The organism is Castellaniella sp. (assembly GCF_049651205.1).
Lineage (GTDB): Bacteria > Pseudomonadota > Gammaproteobacteria > Burkholderiales > Burkholderiaceae_B > Castellaniella.
In genome coordinates, this window is record NZ_JBASBR010000007.1 from 182,982 (window position 1) to 202,255 (window position 19,274).

The 19,274-nt window shown below is 58.0% G+C and carries 17 protein-coding genes; 3 read left to right on the forward strand and 14 right to left on the reverse strand.

Annotated elements, in window-relative coordinates:
• Positions 1 to 597: an SCO family protein gene (locus WA928_RS04460; RefSeq protein ID WP_424300106.1), complete on the forward strand. Its 597-nt coding sequence runs from the start codon at positions 1 to 3 to the stop codon at positions 595 to 597.
• Positions 598 to 634: 37 nt separating this feature from the next.
• Here the strand turns inward: WA928_RS04460 and WA928_RS04465 are convergent, their stop codons facing one another.
• Both WA928_RS04465 and WA928_RS04470 read right to left on the reverse strand, forming a co-directional pair.
• Positions 635 to 2,023 carry a dihydrolipoyl dehydrogenase gene (locus WA928_RS04465; RefSeq protein WP_424300109.1) on the reverse strand — a complete coding sequence of 463 codons (1,389 nt, stop codon included), beginning with the start codon at positions 2,021 to 2,023 and terminating at the stop codon, positions 635 to 637.
• Positions 2,024 to 2,038: 15 nt separating this feature from the next.
• Positions 2,039 to 2,242, reverse strand: coding sequence for a heavy-metal-associated domain-containing protein (locus WA928_RS04470; RefSeq protein WP_424300112.1), 204 nt, complete (start codon positions 2,240 to 2,242; stop codon positions 2,039 to 2,041).
• Positions 2,243 to 2,384: 142 nt separating this feature from the next.
• Between WA928_RS04470 and WA928_RS04475 the strand changes: the two genes are divergently transcribed.
• On the forward strand, positions 2,385 to 4,655 hold the full coding sequence (locus tag WA928_RS04475; RefSeq protein ID WP_424300115.1) for a heavy metal translocating P-type ATPase: 2,271 nt from the start codon (positions 2,385 to 2,387) through the stop codon (positions 4,653 to 4,655).
• Positions 4,656 to 4,713: 58 nt separating this feature from the next.
• On the forward strand, positions 4,714 to 5,121 hold the full coding sequence (cueR, locus tag WA928_RS04480) for a Cu(I)-responsive transcriptional regulator (RefSeq protein ID WP_424301119.1): 408 nt from the start codon (positions 4,714 to 4,716) through the stop codon (positions 5,119 to 5,121).
• Here cueR and WA928_RS04485 read toward each other — a convergent pair.
• The 12 genes from WA928_RS04485 to truA form a co-directional block, all read right to left on the reverse strand.
• Positions 5,118 to 5,723 (reverse strand): nitroreductase family protein, encoded by a 606-nt coding sequence (locus WA928_RS04485; protein ID WP_424300118.1) that lies wholly within the window; start codon positions 5,721 to 5,723, stop codon positions 5,118 to 5,120. The genes cueR and WA928_RS04485 overlap by 4 nt on opposite strands.
• A 49-nt stretch (positions 5,724 to 5,772) precedes the next feature.
• Positions 5,773 to 6,510, reverse strand: coding sequence for a pyridoxine 5'-phosphate synthase (pdxJ, locus tag WA928_RS04490; protein WP_424301122.1), 738 nt, complete (start codon positions 6,508 to 6,510; stop codon positions 5,773 to 5,775).
• Entirely contained in the window at positions 6,507 to 7,943 is a 1,437-nt protein-coding gene (locus WA928_RS04495) for an efflux transporter outer membrane subunit (protein ID WP_424300121.1), read from the reverse strand. Before WA928_RS04495 ends, pdxJ begins: the two co-directional genes overlap by 4 nt.
• Entirely contained in the window at positions 7,940 to 11,104 is a 3,165-nt protein-coding gene (locus WA928_RS04500) for a multidrug efflux RND transporter permease subunit (protein WP_424300124.1), read from the reverse strand. Before WA928_RS04500 ends, WA928_RS04495 begins: the two co-directional genes overlap by 4 nt.
• Before the next feature lie 44 nt (positions 11,105 to 11,148).
• Positions 11,149 to 12,402, reverse strand: coding sequence for an efflux RND transporter periplasmic adaptor subunit (locus WA928_RS04505; RefSeq protein ID WP_424300127.1), 1,254 nt, complete (start codon positions 12,400 to 12,402; stop codon positions 11,149 to 11,151).
• A gap of 157 nt (positions 12,403 to 12,559) precedes the next feature.
• On the reverse strand, positions 12,560 to 13,354 hold the full coding sequence (locus WA928_RS04510; RefSeq protein WP_417250958.1) for an ABC transporter ATP-binding protein: 795 nt from the start codon (positions 13,352 to 13,354) through the stop codon (positions 12,560 to 12,562).
• 3 nt (positions 13,355 to 13,357) lie between these two features.
• Positions 13,358 to 14,245 carry an ABC transporter permease gene (locus tag WA928_RS04515; RefSeq protein WP_424300130.1) on the reverse strand — a complete coding sequence of 296 codons (888 nt, stop codon included), beginning with the start codon at positions 14,243 to 14,245 and terminating at the stop codon, positions 13,358 to 13,360.
• A gap of 124 nt (positions 14,246 to 14,369) precedes the next feature.
• Entirely contained in the window at positions 14,370 to 15,338 is a 969-nt protein-coding gene (locus tag WA928_RS04520; RefSeq protein WP_424300133.1) for an ABC transporter substrate-binding protein, read from the reverse strand.
• A 54-nt stretch (positions 15,339 to 15,392) separates the two neighbouring features.
• The gene (locus WA928_RS04525) at positions 15,393 to 16,061 is read right to left on the reverse strand and encodes a phosphoribosylanthranilate isomerase (protein ID WP_424300136.1); all 669 of its coding nucleotides are present in this window, start codon (positions 16,059 to 16,061) and stop codon (positions 15,393 to 15,395) included.
• Positions 16,058 to 17,722: a TRAP transporter large permease gene (locus WA928_RS04530; RefSeq protein WP_424300139.1), complete on the reverse strand. Its 1,665-nt coding sequence runs from the start codon at positions 17,720 to 17,722 to the stop codon at positions 16,058 to 16,060. Before WA928_RS04530 ends, WA928_RS04525 begins: the two co-directional genes overlap by 4 nt.
• Positions 17,723 to 17,724: 2 nt before the next feature.
• Positions 17,725 to 18,339: a TRAP transporter small permease subunit gene (locus WA928_RS04535; RefSeq protein ID WP_424300142.1), complete on the reverse strand. Its 615-nt coding sequence runs from the start codon at positions 18,337 to 18,339 to the stop codon at positions 17,725 to 17,727.
• A 115-nt stretch (positions 18,340 to 18,454) separates the two neighbouring features.
• Positions 18,455 to 19,273, reverse strand: coding sequence for a tRNA pseudouridine(38-40) synthase TruA (gene truA, locus WA928_RS04540; protein ID WP_424300145.1), 819 nt, complete (start codon positions 19,271 to 19,273; stop codon positions 18,455 to 18,457).
• Position 19,274: the final 1 nt, after the last annotated feature.

Consider the following 19,274-nt stretch of genomic DNA (forward strand, 5'->3'; position numbering starts at 1 on the left):
ATGATGCCCCCCCTCCTGAATACGCTGCGCCGCCTGAGCGCTGGGCTGCTATTGTGGCTGGCGGGCACCGGCCTGGTGCTAGCGGCTGTACACCCCGTGAGGGGATTTCTGCCCGATCTCCAATTCAGCTTGCAGGGTGCAGGGGGCGTGACGCTGACGCAAAAGGATTTTGAAGGCAAGGTGGTGCTGATGTTTTTTGGCTATGCCAGCTGTCCTGACATCTGCCCCACAACCATGGCGCAATTGGCCCAGGTAACCGAGGCCTTGGGCCCCGGAGCCGATCAGGTGCGGATCCTATTTGTGAGCGTAGACCCCCATCGGGACACACCCGACATGCTGCAGGCGTATGTCGATCAATTTGACCGCCATGCCATCGGCCTGACCGGCAACGAAAAGGCGATTGCCAGCCTGGCACGGCGATATCGTGTTGCCTACCAGATTGCAGCCCCCGATCCGGCACACCCAGACGCCCCCTACGAGGTGTCCCACAGCCGCGGGATCTACGCCTTTGATCAAACGGGGCACGCAAGCTGGCTGGCCTCAGACAGCGAATCGCAGGAAGACCTTCTGGCTGCGATTCGGCCCATGCTCAAGTAAGGCTGGCCACCCGTTGGCTGGCCAGACAACACTCTGGTTAAGCAGCGCCCTTGATGGCATCCCGCAAGGCTGTACGCACCCCTTCTTCGATGGTGGGGTGATAAAACGGCAGCATCAACATCTGCGGAACAGACAACTGCATCTGCAACGCCCAGGCCAGCAAATGTGCCACATGTTCTGCATCTGGGCCAACCATTTCGGCCCCCATGAAACGTTGGTCGGATCGACGCATATACACGTGCAACAAACCCTGATTGCGCAACATCACGCGTGAACGCCCCTGGCGTGACCAATCGACAGCACCAATCGCCATCGTGTCTGGGTCAAACTGAGAGAAACCGCCCCCTACCTGAATGATCTGGGGATTGCTGAACACCACTGCCATGGGCGCCCGCCGCGAGCCTGCCTGAACATTGGGCCACATGGCAGCATTGCGCCCCGCCAGACGACCATCATCAGACGCCTCGTGCTGGATGGCGTGACGGCCGGTGACGTCACCAGCCAAAAACACCGGCTGACCCGAAGCCTGCAAAGTATCCAGGTTGATCACGGGCGCCCCACGCTCGTTGAGCTTCAGGCCGGTGCGCTCGAGGTGAAGGCCGGCCAGTGCCGGTGCCCGGCCGGCAGTCAGCAGGACATAATCGAAAGACTCTTGAACCTCGGGGCCACCATTGACTGCCCAGCCCACCACGGCCTGCGCGCCTTCTTTGCGAACAGAACTTACCTGGGCCTCCTGAACCAGATTGAGCTCGGGGCCAAGGATATCCAGCGCTGTCTGCCGCACAGCAGCATCCGCCAGATGTGCAAAACTTTTTGAGCGATTAAGGACGCGTACCCGCACCCCCAATCGGGCCAAAGCCAGACCAAGCTCGACCCCAATGACGCCTGAACCCACCAGCAGCACACTGCTTGGCAGGGTTTGCCAGTCGAAGACGTCGTCGTTGACGATGGCAAGCTTGCCCAAGGGCTGATAGATCTTGGGGATCACCGGCTGGGTACCTGTGGCCAGCACGATACGTGTGGCATGAATCTCGTGCCCTTGGTCGCTTTTCAGCACCCCATCCCGCACAAACTCGACCCGGGCGTCCAACCGGTGCTCAGGTGGCATAGCCTGAACATCTTCAACCACAAAGCCCGCAAACCTGTCTCTTTCGCGACGAACCCGTGCCATAACAGCCTCGCCATCAATGACAGGCGGGGCGGCCTGAATGCCAAAACCCGGTGCATGTCTGACTGATGCAGCAGCCTCGGCGGCGGCAATCAGCAGCTTTGACGGCATGCAACCCACCCGGGCACACATGGTGCCGTGCGGGCCTGCTTCAATCAGCAATGGTTTGAGCCCGGCTTTGACAACCTCACGGTAAGCAGGCAAGCCGGCCGAACCGGCACCTACGATAGCAACATCACACTTGATTATCTGGGTCATGAAGCCCCCTTTTCTTTAGGCCAGCCGGGCATCGTAATCGGCATCAAGAACGGCAGCCAACACCGCTTCGCCCTGAGCGTTGGCGGATTCTACCGTGACGCGATGTGCCGGCAAGTCGGCCTGCACCTTGGCATCCGGCGCAATCGCCTGCACTGCCTGGGTAATGGTCTGCACGCAATGATTGCAGGTCATGTCAGAGACGATCAATTCTGTTTTCATGGGGGACTCCTGTGACGAATGCTCTATCTTAAACCTTGACGCTGTGGCAGGCTCAAGCCTGCCAGGCCATAGAATCCCGCGATTGACCTTACCCTTAGGGCAAGCCTGATCCTACAATCATGGTAAATAACTGGAGTTGGTAATGAATGCCCTCTCAAAAACCCTTGATCTCGATGTTGAGGGGATGACCTGTGCATCCTGTGTCCGCCGGGTAGAAACCGCCCTGAGCAAAGTACCCGGGGTAGCCCAAGCCAGTGTCAATCTGGCGACCCGCAGTGCTCACGTCACCCTGACACCCGAGGGGGCAGCCCCCGAGGCGCTGCTGGCTGCCGTCAAAAAACGAGGTTACGGAGCCACTGTCCGGACTCCCGAAACCCGCAACCGTAATGTTCCGGCAGAAGAGGAATACCACGCCGCAGGCCTGCGCTTCTGGATAGCACTGGTGCTGACACTGCCTGTATTTTTGGTTGAAATGGGCGGACACCTGATCCCTGCTGTGCACCACTTTGTGCAAAATGCGGTCTCGGGGCAGACGCTGGCAATTGGCCAGTTTATCTTAGCCACTGCCGTGCTGGCCGGCCCTGGCCGGCAATTTTTCAGCCGAGGCTTCAAGGCATTGTGGCATCTGGGCCCCGACATGAATACGCTGGTGGCGCTGGGCGCCGGCAGCGCCTGGCTATATTCCACGCTGGTTACGTTTGCGCCAGCCATCTTCCCTGAGGCCTCAAGGCACCTGTACTTCGAAGCCGCAGCAGTCGTCACCACACTGATCTTGCTGGGCCGCTGGCTTGAAGCCAGAGCCAGAGGCCGTGCCGGATCGGCGATCCGACAGCTGCTTAATCTTCAGCCCCGAACAGCATGGGTTCTGCGCGACGGGCACTGGTCAGAGCATCCCATCGACCAACTGTCTGTGGGTGATCACATCCGTGTACGACCTGGCGAGAAAATCCCTGTAGATGGCCTGGTCACAGAGGGTGAGTCCTGGGTGGATGAGTCAATGATCACGGGTGAGCCCATGCCCGTGACACGCCGCAGCGGCGATCCGCTGATTGGCGGGACGATCAATACACGCGGCAGCCTGGAGTTTCAGGCCACGCAGGTGGGTGCGAACACTGTCCTGGCACACATCATCCGGATGGTCGAACAGGCGCAAGGCTCGAAATTGCCGATTCAGCGGATGGTGGATCGGGTAACCGGATGGTTTGTGCCAGCAGTGATGCTGCTGGCTGTGCTGGCGTTTTTAGCCTGGCTGACGTGGGGGCCCACACCACAACTGGCGCACGCATTGATCGCGGGAGTGGCTGTGCTGATTATCGCCTGCCCCTGCGCGATGGGGCTGGCCACGCCGATTTCAATCATGGTCGCAACAGGCCGGGCAGCCGGCCAGGGGATTGTGTTTCGTCAAGGTGACGCCCTCCAGCGCTTGCGCAATGCACGGGTAGTGGCTTTTGATAAAACCGGCACACTTACCCAGGGGCGGCCTGCACTGAGCGATATCAAGCCGCTGGGTGCCTGGGACGACACCCGTCTGCTGCAGGCGGTCGCCTCAATACAGAGTGCGTCCGAACACCCCATCGGCAAGGCAATCACGGAAGCTGCCGAGCACGACCACCTGACACTGGACAAGGTCAGCGAGTTCGCTACATTGACGGGCGCCGGTGTACAGGGTCGCCTGAGTTCCGGCACGTGGCTGCTAGGTAATATCGCCTTGATGCAGGGCCGGGATATCGCCGTGTCCGACTCAGTGCAAACACAGGTGGAAGCGCTGGCATCACAAGGAAAAACCGTTTTTCTCGCTGCCTGTGATGGCCATCTGGCGGGGATTTTGGCCGTTGCCGATACGATCCGGCCCAGTGCCGCTGCGGCCATCCGGCAGTTGCACGGGCTGGGTCTGAAAACCGCCTTGATCACTGGCGATCATCGCTCGACGGCACTAGCGGTTGCCAAAACACTGGGGATCGATATCGTGCACGCGCAAACCCTGCCCGAACACAAGGCAGAGATCTTGCGCCACTTGCAACAAGAGACGGGTGCACTGGCCTTTGTGGGTGACGGCATCAACGACGCCCCCGCCCTGGCGACAGCAGATGTCGGGATCGCCATTGGCCAAGGGACAGACGTCGCCATCGAATCCGCCGACGTCGTCCTGATGAACGAAGACCTGGGATCTGTGGCACGTGCAGTGCGCCTGTCGCGCCTTACCTTGCGCAACATCAAGCAAAACCTGTTCTGGGCCTTTGCCTACAACGTGGCACTCATCCCTGTGGCTGCGGGTGCACTATATCCCTGGACAGGCCTGCAGCTCTCGCCCATGCTGGGCGCCGGCGCAATGGCCTTGTCCAGCGTCTTTGTCGTTACTAACGCCCTGCGCCTAAAATGGCAAACCCTGGAGGTTTCAGATGCCCGATCCTGATCACATTACACTTGCTGCGCCCCCAGGCAGACCTCGCCTGAACAAGCCCGCGCATTTGCTGAATATTGGTGAGGCCGCAAAACAGACCGGGCTGACACCCAAGATGATCCGTTATTACGAAGATCAGGGGCTTTTTACGCCACATACCCGGACACTTGCCGGCTATCGCCAATATGCAGAATCCGACCTGCACGCCCTACACTTCATCCGCAGCGCACGGGAGCTGGGGTTTTCGGTAAAGCAAGTGGCAGAACTTACCGAGCTATGGCGCAATCACGATCGCGCGAGCAGCGAGGTAAAAAAGCTGGCCATGGATCATATCCAAGCACTGGAAAACAAAGCGGCCATCTTGCAACGCATGGCAAACAGTCTGAAAACCCTGGCCCAGCACTGTCATGGAGACGAGCGCCCCGACTGCCCCATCTTGGATGGCTTGCAAAGCCAGGACATGCAATCAAGGGCTTAAGTGGCCTCTTGGTTGGCCACCGAGTGCCGGCCTTGCGATGCACTCCATTGCGACACCAGTGAATGCCAGTCGGGTCGCTCGGGTTGCGGCGGCGCATTCACAGGCGTGCCAATCGCCAGGTATCCCATGAAGGTCTCGTCCAGCGCATCAAACCCAAAGGCTTCGCCCATATTATCGAGATAGGTGCCCAGGCCTGTGCTCCAATATCCATGAAAACCAAGCGCGTGCGCTGCGTTCAGGATATTCATCACCGCGCAGGCCACTGACAGCCGGCTTTCTTCTGGCCGGATGCGCCCGTTGGGATCGGGCCGGCAAGCCACCAAAATCAGCAAAGGTACGCTGCCAAGCCATTTTCTGGCCGTGGCCACCTTGGCCTCTGGCAAAGGTTGTCCGTCGGCCTGAGCAGCCTGCTCGGCCACATCCACAATGGCAGCCACATCGGGCCCCTGCACCAGCGAAAAACGCCAGGGCCGGACAGCCCCATGGTCGGGCGCACGCATGGCCGCCTGCATGATCTGATCCAGTTGTGCAGCATCCGGGCCCGGTGCCTGAACAAATTTGATCGATCGGCGGCTCAAAAGCGTGTCGAGCATCAAAGACATGGAATCTCCGGAAAAACAAACAGACAAATAAGGCCGTAAGAGGAAAAAATCAGGCTAGATGACTGCTGGCAGCCTGCACCATCAGGGCTTTCATGCGCCGGATGGCCGGCTCCCAACCATCGAATACCGCTTGCGCCACAATGGCATGGCCAATATTGAGTTCGGTAATGCCCGGGAGCGCAGCAATCATCTGAACATTGCCGTAATGCAGCCCATGCCCCGCATTGACGCGCAAGCCCTCTCCCACACCGATTGCAATCGCCGCTTTAAGGCGTGCGAGTTGCTGTGCTCGCTGCGCATTGTCGACTGCGTCGGCAAAAGCCCCCGTATGCAGCTCGATGATCGACGCACCTGCGCGCACAGCTGCTTCGATTTGACTTGCCTCAGGATCAATAAACAGCGACACCCTGATGCCGACATCCTGCAAACGCGCCACAGCGGCTTGCACTTCGTGAAATTTGCCCGAAACATCAAGCCCGCCCTCGGTGGTGAGCTCGCGGCGGTTCTCCGGCACCAGGCACACATCCTGAGGCTGGATCTGGCAGGCAATCGCCAGCATCTCTGGCGTGATTGCACATTCGAGATTCATGCGTGTACGCAACGCCGGGCGGATCGCCTTGACATCCGCATCCTGAATATGGCGGCGATCTTCGCGCAGATGCAGGGTGATGAGATCAGCCCCCGCGTCTTCTGCCCGCAAAGCCGCCTGCAGGGGGTCTGGGTATTGAGTAAGGCGCTGTTGCCGCAATGTGGCAACATGATCGATATTGACCCCAAGTTCCATCAGCTCTCTCCGGCAGGCACATCAGCGGCAGACCAGCCACCACCAAGTGATTTGTAGAGTTCCACCCGATTGGTCAACGCAGCAGTACCCACCTGAATGAACTGCTGTTGTACCCCATACAGATTAACCTGCGCGGTTTGCACCTGCAGGAAGCTGTCAACCCCGGTTTCGTAGCGCAGCTGGGCCAATTTCAGGGCTTTCAGTGCGGAAGCTTCTGTATCACGCACGGCATCGAGCTGGCGGCTGTAGGTAGCCTCGCCAGCCAGGCCATCTGCAACTTCACGAAACGCGGTTTGTATGGCTTTCTCGTAGGTTGCCACGGCAATATTTTTGCGCGCCTTGGCCAGATCAAGATTGCCCTTCACGCCCCCGGCAAACAGCGGTATCTGGATTTGCGGCGAAAACTGCCAGTAGCGCTGGCTGCCGCCAAACAGACCACCCAACTGGGGGCTGGCAAATCCCAGCAGCCCTGTGAGGGAGATATGTGGGAAGAACGCAGCACGGGCGGCTCCGATTTGTGCGTTAGCTGCTTTCAGGCCGTGTTCGGCCGCCAGAATATCCGGGCGGCGCTCAAGCAACTGAGAAGGCAGGCCAGCAGGAATAGAGGCCAGAAGCTGGTCGCGGCCAAACGCTTGTGGTGCAGGCAAGTCGTCCGGCACCGGCATCCCGAGAATAAGCTGCAAGACATTACCCGACTGCGAAATGGCTCGCTCTGTGGCAACCAGATCGGCGCGTGCGGTATCCAGTTGCGCCTTGGCCTGGGCAAGATCGAGATCGGAAGCTACTCCAGCATCAAAGCGGGCCTGCACCAGATCGAGCGTCCCCCGGCGTGCAGTCAGGGTTTTCTCCGTCAAGGCATGCATGGCCTGGGCCGAGCGCAGATTGAAATAGGCCTCAGCCGTCTGTGCCACCAGCCCCAACTGTACAGTCCGACGTGCTTCTTCGGTAGACAAATACTGCTGATAGGCGGCTTGGCTGAGGTTGCGCACACGGCCAAAGAAATCGAGTTCGAAGGCGGTCATGCCCACGCCGGCGATGAAACTGCGATTAACCGAAGAGCCGTCTGCCTGGCGCATATCGGCCGGCAACCGGGTAGCCTGCTCGGAGCCCATCGCACCGATAGTTGGCAAACGATCACTTTGCACGACCCCGTATTGGGCACGCGCTTCTTCGACGCGCTCAATGGCGATACGCAGGTCTCGATTATTGTGCAAAGCAAGGCCAATCAGTGCCTGCAAGCGCGGATCGTGAAAGACGTCATGCCATTCGGGGAGCGTGCTTGCCTGCCCCGCTGCCTGTGCTTGCCCAACCACGGGAAACTGATCGGGTACGGGGGCACCGGGCCGCTGATAATCAGGTGCCAGAGAGCAAGCACTCAATGCCAGGCTTAAGGTAGTCAGGGTAGCCAGGCGCCCGTAACGCATCTGGATACTCATGCGTGCTCTCCACTATTGTCATCGACCGCGGGAATATGCGGTGCCTGATGCCCCAGCAGTTTGGGTTTGGTTTTGAACAATTTCAGAATCACCACGAAAAAGGTTGGCACGAAAATAACCGCCAGCGGTGTCGCTGCCAGCATGCCGCCCAGCACCCCCAGACCCACTGCATTCTGGCTGGCGGCTCCGGCACCGTCGGCTATTACCAGCGGTACTACCCCAAGGATAAAGGCGAACGAAGTCATCAAGATTGGCCGAAACCGCAGGCGGGCAGCTTCGATAGCCGCGTCGGCCAGACCTGCACCACTGGCGTACAAGTCTTTGGCAAATTCCACAATCAAAATTGCATTCTTGGCTGACAGGCCGATCACGGTGACCATCCCCACCATGAAATACACGTCATTGGACTTGCCCATCAGGCTGCTGAGCAATACGGCGCCCAACATCCCCAGTGGAACTGCCAACATCACCGACAGCGGAATTGCCCAGCTTTCGTAGAGTGCCGCCAGCACCATGAACACCACCAGCACCGCCAAGCCCATCAAAATCGTGGATTGACTGCCTGCTTGAATTTCCTGGTAGGAAAGGCCTGTCCACTCGTAGCCCAGGCCGCCAGGCAGCTCGGCAACCAGCCGCTCCATCTCGGCCATGGCCTGGCCGGTAGAGTATCCGGGCGCCGCGGAACCGCCAATGCGAACGGCCTCGTAACCGTTATACCGTACGACCTGAACAGGCCCTTGCGTCCACTCGAGCGACACAAACGAAGACAAGGGCACCATGTCGCCAGCCGCATTACGGGCATTCAGCTGCAGGATATCGTCGGGGTCCATACGTGAGGATTGATCGCCCTGTACCCAGACATTTTGCACCCAACCCTGGTTGGTAAACTTGCCCACGTAAGAAGAACCGATCGCAGTGGAGATCAGGCTCGCCACCTCGGAGAAATCCACCCCCAGAGCGGCTGCCTTGGCCCGATCAATCTGAACCTTCAGCTGAGGCCCTGCTCCCAGACCCGTGATTCGGGTACCGGTAAGGATCGGGCTCTGGCTGGCAGCCTGCAACAACTGCTGAGCAGCAGCCTGCAAGGCATTATTGCCCACGCCGCTGCGATCCTCGAGGCGTAAATCAAAGCCGGAGGCATTGCCCAGCGACGAGATGGCCGGAGGTGTGATGGAAATCACCATGGAATCAGGCAAACCAAACAGCAGTTTCCCCATGGCAGTACCCGAAATCGCCTGCGCAGAATCTCCCGGACCCTTACGCTCAGAGAAGTCTTTGAGCGGAACAAAGGCAATTGCGGCGTTCAGGCCATTACCGTTGAAGCTGAAGCCCTGGACGGCAATCACGTTGGCCACCTGAGGGAGGTTCATGAAGTACTGCTCAACCTGCTTGATGACGTCAATCGTGCGATTGGAGGTTGATCCCGAGGGGAGCTCGATATTGGCAATCACGTAGCCCTGGTCTTCTTCGGGCAAAAACGACGTGGGCAAGCGCGTATACATCCAGACCAACGCAATCACCAGTACCGCAAACACAATCATCAGACGAGCCGAACGTTTCAGGCTGCGACCCACCCACCGCGCATATCCCTGCGTGCTGCGATCAAAGAATCGGTTGAACCAGCCAAAGAACCCGCCCTTGGTTTCGTGGTGTCCCTTGGCAACGGGTTTGAGAATGGTGGCACACAAGGCCGGTGTGAAGCTGAGGGCGAGAAAGGCCGAAAACAGAATGGACACGGCCATTGCCACCGAAAATTGACGGTAGATGACCCCCACTGACCCAGACATAAATGCCAGAGGCAGGAACACGGTGGTGAGCACCAGTGTGATACCTACGATGGCGCCGCTGATCTGTGGCATGGCCTTTTTGGTGGCTTCTCGTGGAGACAGACCTTCCTCAGCCATGATCCGCTCGACGTTCTCGACGACCACAATGGCATCGTCCACCAATATCCCGATGGCCAGCACCATGGCAAACATCGTCAGCACATTGATGGAGAAGCCCAGCGCCAGCATGACGGCAAACGCGCCGAGAATCGCCACTGGCACCACCAGCGCGGGAATCAGCGTGTAACGGATGTTCTGGAGAAAGATGAACATCACGACAAACACCAGAAGCATGGCTTCAAACAACGTATGCACTACTTGTTCGATGGACAAGTCTACATAGGGCGAGGTGTCGTACGGAATTGCGTAGGTAATGTTATCCGGGAAGAACTTTGCCAGCTCTTCCATTTTCGCCTTGGCCAGCTTGGCTGTCTCGAGCGCATTGGCTGTCGGTGTAAGAGAAAGTGCAAACGCAGCTGTCGGCTTGCCATTGAGACGCGCCCCAAACTGGTAATTGTCCGAGCCAAGCTCGACGCGGGCGACATCACGGATGCGCACACTGGAGCCGTCAGGATTCGCTCGCAGGATAATGTTGCCGAACTCATCGGGGGTCATCAGCTGGCCATTGACGACCAGGGGCGCCGCCACCCGCTGGTTGTCGGGATTGGGAGGCGACCCCAGGGTACCACCAGAAATCAGGACATTTTGGCGCGCGATCGCATCGTTAACCTGCGACATGCTCAGGCCATAGCCCACCAGTTTCTGCGGGTCAACCCAGACACGCATGGCCTTGCCCGAGGCAAACAGCTGGAACTTGCCCACGCCTTTGATGCGGGACATCGGGTTTTGCACATTACGGGTGATGTAATCGGCCAGGGCGGTCTGATCCATGGAACCATCCTTGGAAGACACCGTCACCACCATCAGAAAGCCCGAATTGGACTGATCAACCTTCAAACCTTGCTGTACAACGGCTGCCGGCAGTTTTGCCGTGACATTGGACAGGCGGTTTTGCACGTCGACCTGGGCCATGTCGGGATCAGTACCCGGGGCAAAAGTAACCGTAATTTGTGCCTGGCCATAGGAGTCACTGACGGACTCGTAATACAGCAAGCCCTGGGCACCATTGAGCTCATTTTCGATCACGCTGGCCACAGAACTGGAAACATCGGTGGCTGATGCGCCAGGGTAAGTTGCACTGATATTAATCGTGGGTGGCGCTACCTCTGGGTACTGGGACACCGCCATATTGGGGATGGCCAGTAGCCCCGCCAAGGCGATGGCCAAAGCCACCACCCAGGCAAAAATTGGTCGATCAATGAAAAACTGTGGCATGAGAGCTCGCTAGAAAACCAGGGGCGGGACGAGACAGCAGACGCTTAGCCTGCTTTCGCCTGATCAGAAGCACCAGAAGCGGGCTGCTGCCCTGCTTTAGGCTCTTGTGCTGACGCGGCAGGTTTCCCTGCGCCAGGGGCCCCCTTGGCACCCCCTTGCTTCCAGGGCATGGCTTGCACCGGCGCGCCGGGCCGGATTTTCTGGAAACCCTCTACCACCACTTGATCTCCCGCCTGCACGCCGCCGTAAAGAATATAGCCCTGTTCTACGCGTGGCCCAATATGCACGGGTACAAACGCAGCCTTGCCGTCCTTGACCAGCACAATGGTGCTGTTGCCATCAGCAGTGTGCTGAATGGCTTGCTCGGGAACCACCAGCGCCTCTTTATCCATGCCTTGGGCCACCTGCACCCGGACATACAAGCCAGGCAAAAGAATTTGTTCAGGGTTGGGGAACTGAGCACGCAAATTGACCTGGCCGGTACCGGGGTCGACGGAGACTCCCGAAAACAGCAGTTTGCCGGGATGGCGATACTGAGTACCGTCTTCGAGGAGCACAGTTGCCTGCGCATCGCCCTGCGCATCCGGCTGAATAATGTCATCGGCAATTTGGCGACGCAGCAGGGAGATCTGTGCCACCGGCTGGCTGATATCAACGTAGACCTCGTTAAGCCGCTGCACGGTAGCCAGCTGGGTGGCAGAAGAAGCACTGACCAAGGCGCCGACAGTTACCATGGATTTACCGATTTGGCCACTGATTGGCGAGGTAACCTGGGTGTAACCCAAATTGATTTCTGCAGACTCAAGCGCCGCTTTGGCAGCTGCCACAGAAGCATCTGCCTGACGCGATTGCGCGGTGGCGTTATCGTAATCCTGCTGGCTAACCGCGTGTTGCTTGATCAGGGCGCCAAAGCGCTTGGCCTGAAGCCTGGCAGTAGTGGCGGCCGCTTGTGCATTTTTAAGCTGGGCAGCAGCCTGATCCCGGGCAGCCCGATAAGGAGCCGGATCAATGGTAAACAATAACTGGCCTTCTTTAACCAGCCCCCCCTGTTCAAAATCAATGGATTTGACAATACCGGTAACCCTGGCACGGATTTCGGCATCTTCGATGGCCTGTACACGACCAGGGAGCTCAGTGGTCACCGACACGGCTCGAGGCGCAATCTGTACCACGCTGACCGGTACTTGCATGCCTTTCGCCTGCTCCTGGGGTTTGTCGCCGCAGGCAGCCAGAGACAGCAACAAGACCAGCGTCAAAGGCCGCATGACACGGCTGACGTGCGGTTGCACAAAACCCATAAGAGAACTCCAGGTGAGACAAAATTGAATTGATTGTCTGAGCAGCGAACCACAGCTGCACAGCCAGTTTGTTTTAATCTGAAAATATCTTCCGGACAAATGCCGCAACCGCCAAGTATAAAATGGAAACAACGATGGTGTTGTGACAGCTGGGCGTCTAACCCAGCAACAACGTGTCATCCGCGATTTCTTCACCCCGGACACGCTCGAACATTGCCAGCAGATCGGTAACCTCTAGCCCGCGTCGGGTATCGCCCGAAACATCCAGAACCACGCGTCCCTGATGCAGCATCACAGTGCGATCACCAACATCAAGTGCCTGCCGCATGCTGTGGGTCACCATCATGGTGGTCAGGCCGTGTTCGGCCACGATTCGGGCAGTGAGATCAAGTACAAATTGCGCCGTACGGGGATCCAGTGCAGCCGTGTGCTCATCGAGCAATAGAATTTGAGACGGCCGAAGGGCCGCCATCAGCAGACTGACCGCCTGACGCTGACCACCCGACAACAGGCCGATGCGGTCGGTGAGGCGATTTTCGAGGCCCAGACCGAGCATCACGAGGCGTTCGCGAAACAAGACGCGCATTTCTTCACGCACTGCTCGACGCAAGCTGCGAAACTGCCCACGCCCCAAGGCAAGCGACATATTTTCTTCGATGGTCAGGTTCTCGCAGGTGCCCGCCATGGGATCCTGGAACACCCGGGCCACCTTGCGGGCTCGATCCCAGACTGGCTGGCGCGTAACGTCTTCGTTCTCGATGAGGATGACGCCGCTGTCTACAGTTTGCTCGCCAGAAATTGCATTGAGAAAGGTAGATTTCCCGGCGCCATTGGAACCGATAACCGTGACAAACTGGCCTGCGGGGATTTCCAGGGACATTCCTCGAAGCGCCTGGGTCTCGATGGGCGTGCCCGGGTTAAACGTGAGCTGGAGGTTTTGTGCACTTAACATGGTTCAAGCCCTCTTCTTGGAGAAACGCTGCTTGACCAGAGGAATCACCAAGGCAACCGTTACCAGCACTGCCGTGACCAGATTCAGGTCTTGCGCCTTCAGGCCAACGAAGTCGGCATTCAGGGCCAACGCAATAAAGAAACGGTACAGCACCGCACCAATGACCACCGCCAGCGTCGCCACCATCAGGCGGCGCGTGGGCAAAATGGACTCGCCAATGATGACTGCTGCCAGGCCAATAACGATAGTACCGATGCCCATGGAGATATCCGCCCCGCCCTGGGATTGTGCAAACAAGGCGCCCGCCAGACCACATAGAGCATTGGAGATGGCCATCCCCAGCAAAATCATTCGGCCAGTGTGGATACCTTGGGCGCGAGCCATCCGGGGGTTGGAGCCCGTGGAGCGCATGGCCAAACCGACCTGAGTGGCAAAAAACCAATCAAGTGCCAATTTGACCACCACTACCAGCACCAGCAAGATGAGCGGCCGGGCAACAAAATCATCCAGACCCGCCGGCTGCAACACTGTGAAAACGGTGGGGTCGGTAATCAGTGGCACATTGGGTGCATCCATAACGCGCAGGTTGATGGAATACAAAGCAATCATCATCAGAATGCTGGCCAGCAAATCCATGATCTTGAGGCTGACATTAAGCCAGCCGGTAATCATGCCCGCAAACCCGGCCGCCAAAGTGGCAATCAAGGTAGCCAGGAAGGGATCCATGCCATTGTGAATCAGGATGGCCGCAGTGGCGCCACCCAGCGGAAAGCTACCATCCACAGTGAGATCGGGAAAATTCAGGACGCGGAAGGAAATCAGGACGCCCAAAGCAACCAGGCCAAAAATCAGCCCGATTTCAAATGCACCCCACATGGAATAAATGGACATGGAACTCTCAGGAAAATCCACCCCCCTGAGGCGCTAACGGCCAGGGTGAGTAAGGCAACACCTGTCCTGACAGACGGGTGTTTGGATACGGTACAGAAGACGTACCGCATCCGTGCAGGTAAGGTTATTTAATGACTTCTGCCGCAGATTTTATCAAGGCATCAGACAAGGTTACGCCTTGCTTTTTGGCGGCCTCTGGATTAACAAAAAGCTGCAGTTTTGAGCTGGTTTCAGAGGCAATGCTACCGGGTTTCTCACCCTTGAGAATGCGCACAACCAGGGCGCCCGTCTGGATGCCGAGATCGTGGTAGTTGACCCCCAGCGCGGCAATGGCGCCTCGCTTGACGCTGTCGGTATCCGATGCCACCAGCGGGATCTTGGCAGAATTACCCACCTTGACCAGGGCCTCGTAGGCAGACACCACGTTGTTGTCGGTATTGGTATAAATGACATCGACTTTACCCACCAGACTACGCGCGGCAGCGCCGACATCCACCGTACGGGCTGCCGTAGCTTCGACGAGAGTCATGCCAGCCTTGGGCAGGAGCTCACGAAGCTGCTTGACCACGACCACCGAATTGGCCTCGCCGGGGTTGTAGACCATGCCCACGTTTTTGGCATCAGGCACAACCTTTTTGATGAGCTCGATTTGTTTATCGAGAGACAAGGCATCAGATACCCCGGTAACGTTGGTACCAGATGGGCCCCAGCCAGGAACCAGCTGCGCAGCAACGGGATCGGTGACTGCGGAATACACAACCGGGATTGTTTTAGTAGCCGCAACAACTGCCTGGGCAGACGGCGTGGCAATAGCCACGATGACATCCGGTTTGTCGCCAATATACTTGCGTGCGATCTGGGCGGCAATAGCGGTATTACCTTGGGCCGTTTGAAACTGCCATTTCAGGCCCTTGGCTTCGGTGTAACCGGCATTTTCCAGGGCTTCCTTGACACCATCCTTGACCGAATCCAGGGCAGGATGCTCAACAATCGAGGTGACGGCCACTGATTGCGCCGTTGCCTGCGTAGCAGCCAAGGCGCCCACAACGGCAGCAACACTAGCCAGCTTGCGAACAATGGGTTGCAGTTTCATGTAAGGCTCCTGAATATTGAATTATTGTCTGGAGGCGTGAGCCTCGCGTGGCGCTTATTCTAACCTGCCCGTCTCGTCGGCCAAGCGGACGGCTTCTAAAAATGCCTGTACCTTTTTTTCATCTTTCAGCCCTGGCGCAGTTTCGACCCCGCTACTGATATCGACCGCATGCGGGTGCCAGGTATGGATGCTCGCACCCACGGTATCTGCAGACAGACCACCAGACAGCACCCAGACCGGGTGCGACTGGCCACGAGGTACCTGCGACAACAGGGACTGATCAAATTTGCGGCCACTGCCCCCATAAGCAGGGCTATAGCTGTCAAACAGCCAACCACTGGCATGCGGATATTGCAGACAGTGGGCTACCACGCCTTCAGGCGTATCCAGCCCTGGCGCCCCAATGCGAAACGCCTTGAGATACCGATGATCAAACTGAGCACAGAATGCCGGCGTTTCGTCGCCATGAAACTGGAGAAGGTCGGGCTGCACGCTTTGTATGGTGCGCCGGACATCCGCCGCATCCGGATTGACAAATAACGCCACCACCGACACGAATGCAGGGACAGACGCCCGCAAACGCGCCGCGTCTTTTAGTGAGACCAACCGACGACTGGCCGGATAAAACACCAGCCCAACGGCATCGGCCCCGGCGGCCACCACTGCCTGCACATCCTGGGGGCGCGTCAGACCGCAGATTTTTACACGGGTTCGGGATGTCACTGGAACCCCCCGCCAGCATCTGCCCCATAGCTATCAAGCCCGTAGGCACTATCCTGGCCAAAAGTGACCGAATCGGGATTGACCTGCGGCGCATCACTTTTATAGTGCGTCACCATCCCGGGCATCGTAAGAACAGCCACCACCATCAGCACCTGAATGACAATGAACGGGATGGAACCCCAATAGATTTCGGCAGTCGTTACCTTTTTGATCAGTTGCCCCGTGACGCGGTCGTGGTAATCCTCTTTGGGTGCCACTGAACGCAGATAAAACAGTGCAAAGCCAAAGGGCGGGTGTACAAACGAGGTTTGCATATTGACTGCCAGCAGCACGCCAAACCAGATGAGATCGATGCCCATTTTGTCGGCCACAGGCCCCAGCAAGGGCACAATGATAAATGCCAGTTCGAAGAAGTCGAGGAAAAAGGCCAGAAAGAAAGTAATCAGGCTGACCACAATCAGGAAGCCGAGTTCACCACCGGGCACATGCAGCAGCAGCTGCTCGACCCATAAATCGCCGTTGATGCCCCTGAAGCTGAGGCTGAAGATGGTAGAGCCCACCAGAATAAAAATCACAAAACAGGTAAGCCGAGCCGTGCTCTCCATAGCCTGACGCAGTTGCTGCATCGAAAACCGCCCCCTGGAGACCGCCATGATAAGCGCACCCACCGCGCCCATGGCCCCGCCTTCGGTGGGCGTCGCCAAACCAATGAAAATGGTACCCAGCACCAGGAAAATCAGCGCCAGCGGGGGGATCATGACAAACACGACTTGCTCGGCCAACGAGGACAGCCAGCCCAGATGCAGGAGGCGATTGCCCAGCGCCATGGCCAGCGCCGCACAGCCCCAGAACAGCAAGATGATCACCACCCGCTCATCCACCGGGATATCGGTATGTGAGCGGAAGTAGTAATCAGCCCCGAAATACGCCACTGCGGCGCCGATCGCGGTAAGCACCAAAAGCGAGCGCAAGCCACGGCGACCCTTGGCGTCGACCTCGCCACGGGCTTCTGGTGGCAAGGCCGGCACATAGCTGGGCCTGAACACCGCGACGATGAAGACATACGCCATGTAAGCACTTGCCAACAGCATGCCTGGCACCATCGCACCCCGATACATGTCACCAATCGACCGCCCGAGTTGGTCGGCCAGCACAATAAGCACCAATGACGGTGGGATGATTTGCGACAGCGTGCCCGACGCTGCAATGACACCTGTTGCCAGGCGCCGGTCGTAGCCATAGCGCAGCATGATCGGCAGGGAAATCAGGCCCATCGAAATGACGGACGCAGAAACAACCCCTGTGGTGGCTGCCAGCAAGGCACCCACAAACACCACCGCAATCGCTAGCCCCCCGCGCAGGGGCCCAAACAGGCGCCCAACCGTATCGAGCAGGTCTTCCGCCATGCCTGAGCGCTCGAGAATGAGGCCCATGAACGTGAAAAACGGTACAGCCAGCAGTGTGTCGTTGCCCACAATACCAAAAATGCGTTGCGGCAAGGCCTGAAATAGCAAAGGGCTCATGAGATTGAGATCAATCGCCACCAGGCCGTATACCACCCCCGTTGCTGCCAATGAAAACGCCACCGGAAACCCGAACAGCAAAAACACGATCAGGTTGAAAAACATGACCGGAGCAAGGTTATTGACGATAAATTCCATGATCAGCGGCCGTGGGTATCGGGTTGAACTTGCCCGGCGTGTTGCTGAGCGAGGATGTCTTCGACAAGGGCTTCCTCAGCGCTCTTGCCATTGGATACCTGCATGGGATTGCTGCACTGCCCGCGCAGAAACCCGACGCACTTGATGAGATGCGATATCCCAGCCAATATCAGCAAGAAAAAGCCCACGGGAATAAGCAATTTGGCGGGCCAACGGATCAGGCCATCGGTATTGGAGGAAAGCTCGTGGGTAATATAGGACTCCCAGAAAAAGGGAATCGACAGCCACAGCACCAGACAGGCAGCCGGCATCAGGAAAAAAATCACGCCGAAGATTTCGATACCCACCTGGGCGCGCTCGGGCAGCTTCTGGGCCAGCACATCGACACGGACGTGCTCGTTGCGCAAGAACGTAAACCCCGCCGCCAACAAAAAAATGGCGCCAAACAGATACCATTGCAACTCGAGCCAGGAGTTTGAGCTGAGACTGAAGAGTTTTCGCATGACCGCATTGCCCGCGCTAATGATGGCGACAATGAGCACCAGCCAGGTGACACCCCGGCCAACTGCCGTATTGAGGGCGTCAATCCACCCCGAAAGCTTAAGAAGGATTCTCATTGCCAGCCTGCAGAACAAAGACCGCCGATGCAAAAGACACCGTGCGTAACAAAACGTCCAATTCTATCCGAAGCGCAGCGTATCACACCACGGTACTGTCCCGAATCCCGGCAAGCTAGAAATCGGCCGGGCACAACAGGCCCAAATGATGATGCAAGACATCATAAGCAGGTCGCAACGGCAAATCAGGCGCTGTGGGGTATCCAACATGAGCCAGATACAGGCCGTCAGGCATAAAGGTGGGCGCAGCCAGGCGACGGTCTTTGCTGGCCAACACATCGGCCACCCAGCGCACAGGGCGGCGGCCACGCCCCACCATCAGCAAAGAACCCATCAGGTTACGTACCATATGATGCAGAAATGCGTTGGCGCAGAATTCAAAAAACAGAAATTCTTGCTGCCGCTGGATATTTAACGTGTCGAGTGTCCTGATCGGACTGGCCGCCTGGCATTGGGACGAGCGAAAGGCATTGAAATCATGCTCGCCTTGCAGCAGAACCGCCGCTTCGCGCATCGCTTTTTCATCTAGCGCATCGTGCACCCAACCCACACGCCCGCGAAGCGCCGGCGAGCGTACCGGCGCACTACGCAAAATATATAGGTAGGTACGGCCCCGGGCGTCGAAGCGGGCATGAAACGTGTCTGCCACCGGCCTTGCCCACTGAACCGCCACACTGGCCGGCAACAATGCGTTCAAGCCCCGAACCCAGGACTCATCGCGTCGGATTGCATCCGTATCCAGATGCACAATCTGCTGCAAAGCATGGACACCGGTGTCGGTGCGGCCGGCACAAATCGTGGCAACCCGAGGGGTGTTGAGGAACTGCTGTAAGGCGGCTTCCAGCGTGTCCTGGACGGTTTGCCCGCCTGGCTGGGTTTGCCAACCTTGCCAGGCAGCGCCGTCATAGCTGATGCAAAGGGCAATCCGACCCACA

Excerpts from the sequence above, each read along its gene's own strand:
- WA928_RS04500 (WP_424300124.1), bottom strand. The coding sequence starts at position 11,104 with ATGCCACAGTTTTTCATTGATCGACCAATTTTTGCCTGGGTGGTGGCT.
- WA928_RS04470 (WP_424300112.1), bottom strand. The coding sequence starts at position 2,242 with ATGAAAACAGAATTGATCGTCTCTGACATGACCTGCAATCATTGCGTG.
- WA928_RS04530 (WP_424300139.1), bottom strand. The coding sequence starts at position 17,722 with ATGGAATTTATCGTCAATAACCTTGCTCCGGTCATGTTTTTCAACCTG.
- WA928_RS04505 (WP_424300127.1), bottom strand. The coding sequence starts at position 12,402 with ATGGGTTTTGTGCAACCGCACGTCAGCCGTGTCATGCGGCCTTTGACG.
- WA928_RS04465 (WP_424300109.1), bottom strand. The coding sequence starts at position 2,023 with ATGACCCAGATAATCAAGTGTGATGTTGCTATCGTAGGTGCCGGTTCG.
- WA928_RS04485 (WP_424300118.1), bottom strand. The coding sequence starts at position 5,723 with ATGTCTTTGATGCTCGACACGCTTTTGAGCCGCCGATCGATCAAATTT.
- WA928_RS04535 (WP_424300142.1), bottom strand. The coding sequence starts at position 18,339 with ATGAGAATCCTTCTTAAGCTTTCGGGGTGGATTGACGCCCTCAATACG.
- WA928_RS04460 (WP_424300106.1), top strand. The coding sequence starts at position 1 with ATGATGCCCCCCCTCCTGAATACGCTGCGCCGCCTGAGCGCTGGGCTG.
- WA928_RS04510 (WP_417250958.1), bottom strand. The coding sequence starts at position 13,354 with ATGTTAAGTGCACAAAACCTCCAGCTCACGTTTAACCCGGGCACGCCC.
- WA928_RS04495 (WP_424300121.1), bottom strand. The coding sequence starts at position 7,943 with ATGAGTATCCAGATGCGTTACGGGCGCCTGGCTACCCTGACTACCTTA.
- WA928_RS04520 (WP_424300133.1), bottom strand. The coding sequence starts at position 15,338 with ATGAAACTGCAACCCATTGTTCGCAAGCTGGCTAGTGTTGCTGCCGTT.
- WA928_RS04475 (WP_424300115.1), top strand. The coding sequence starts at position 2,385 with ATGAATGCCCTCTCAAAAACCCTTGATCTCGATGTTGAGGGGATGACC.
- WA928_RS04515 (WP_424300130.1), bottom strand. The coding sequence starts at position 14,245 with ATGTCCATTTATTCCATGTGGGGTGCATTTGAAATCGGGCTGATTTTT.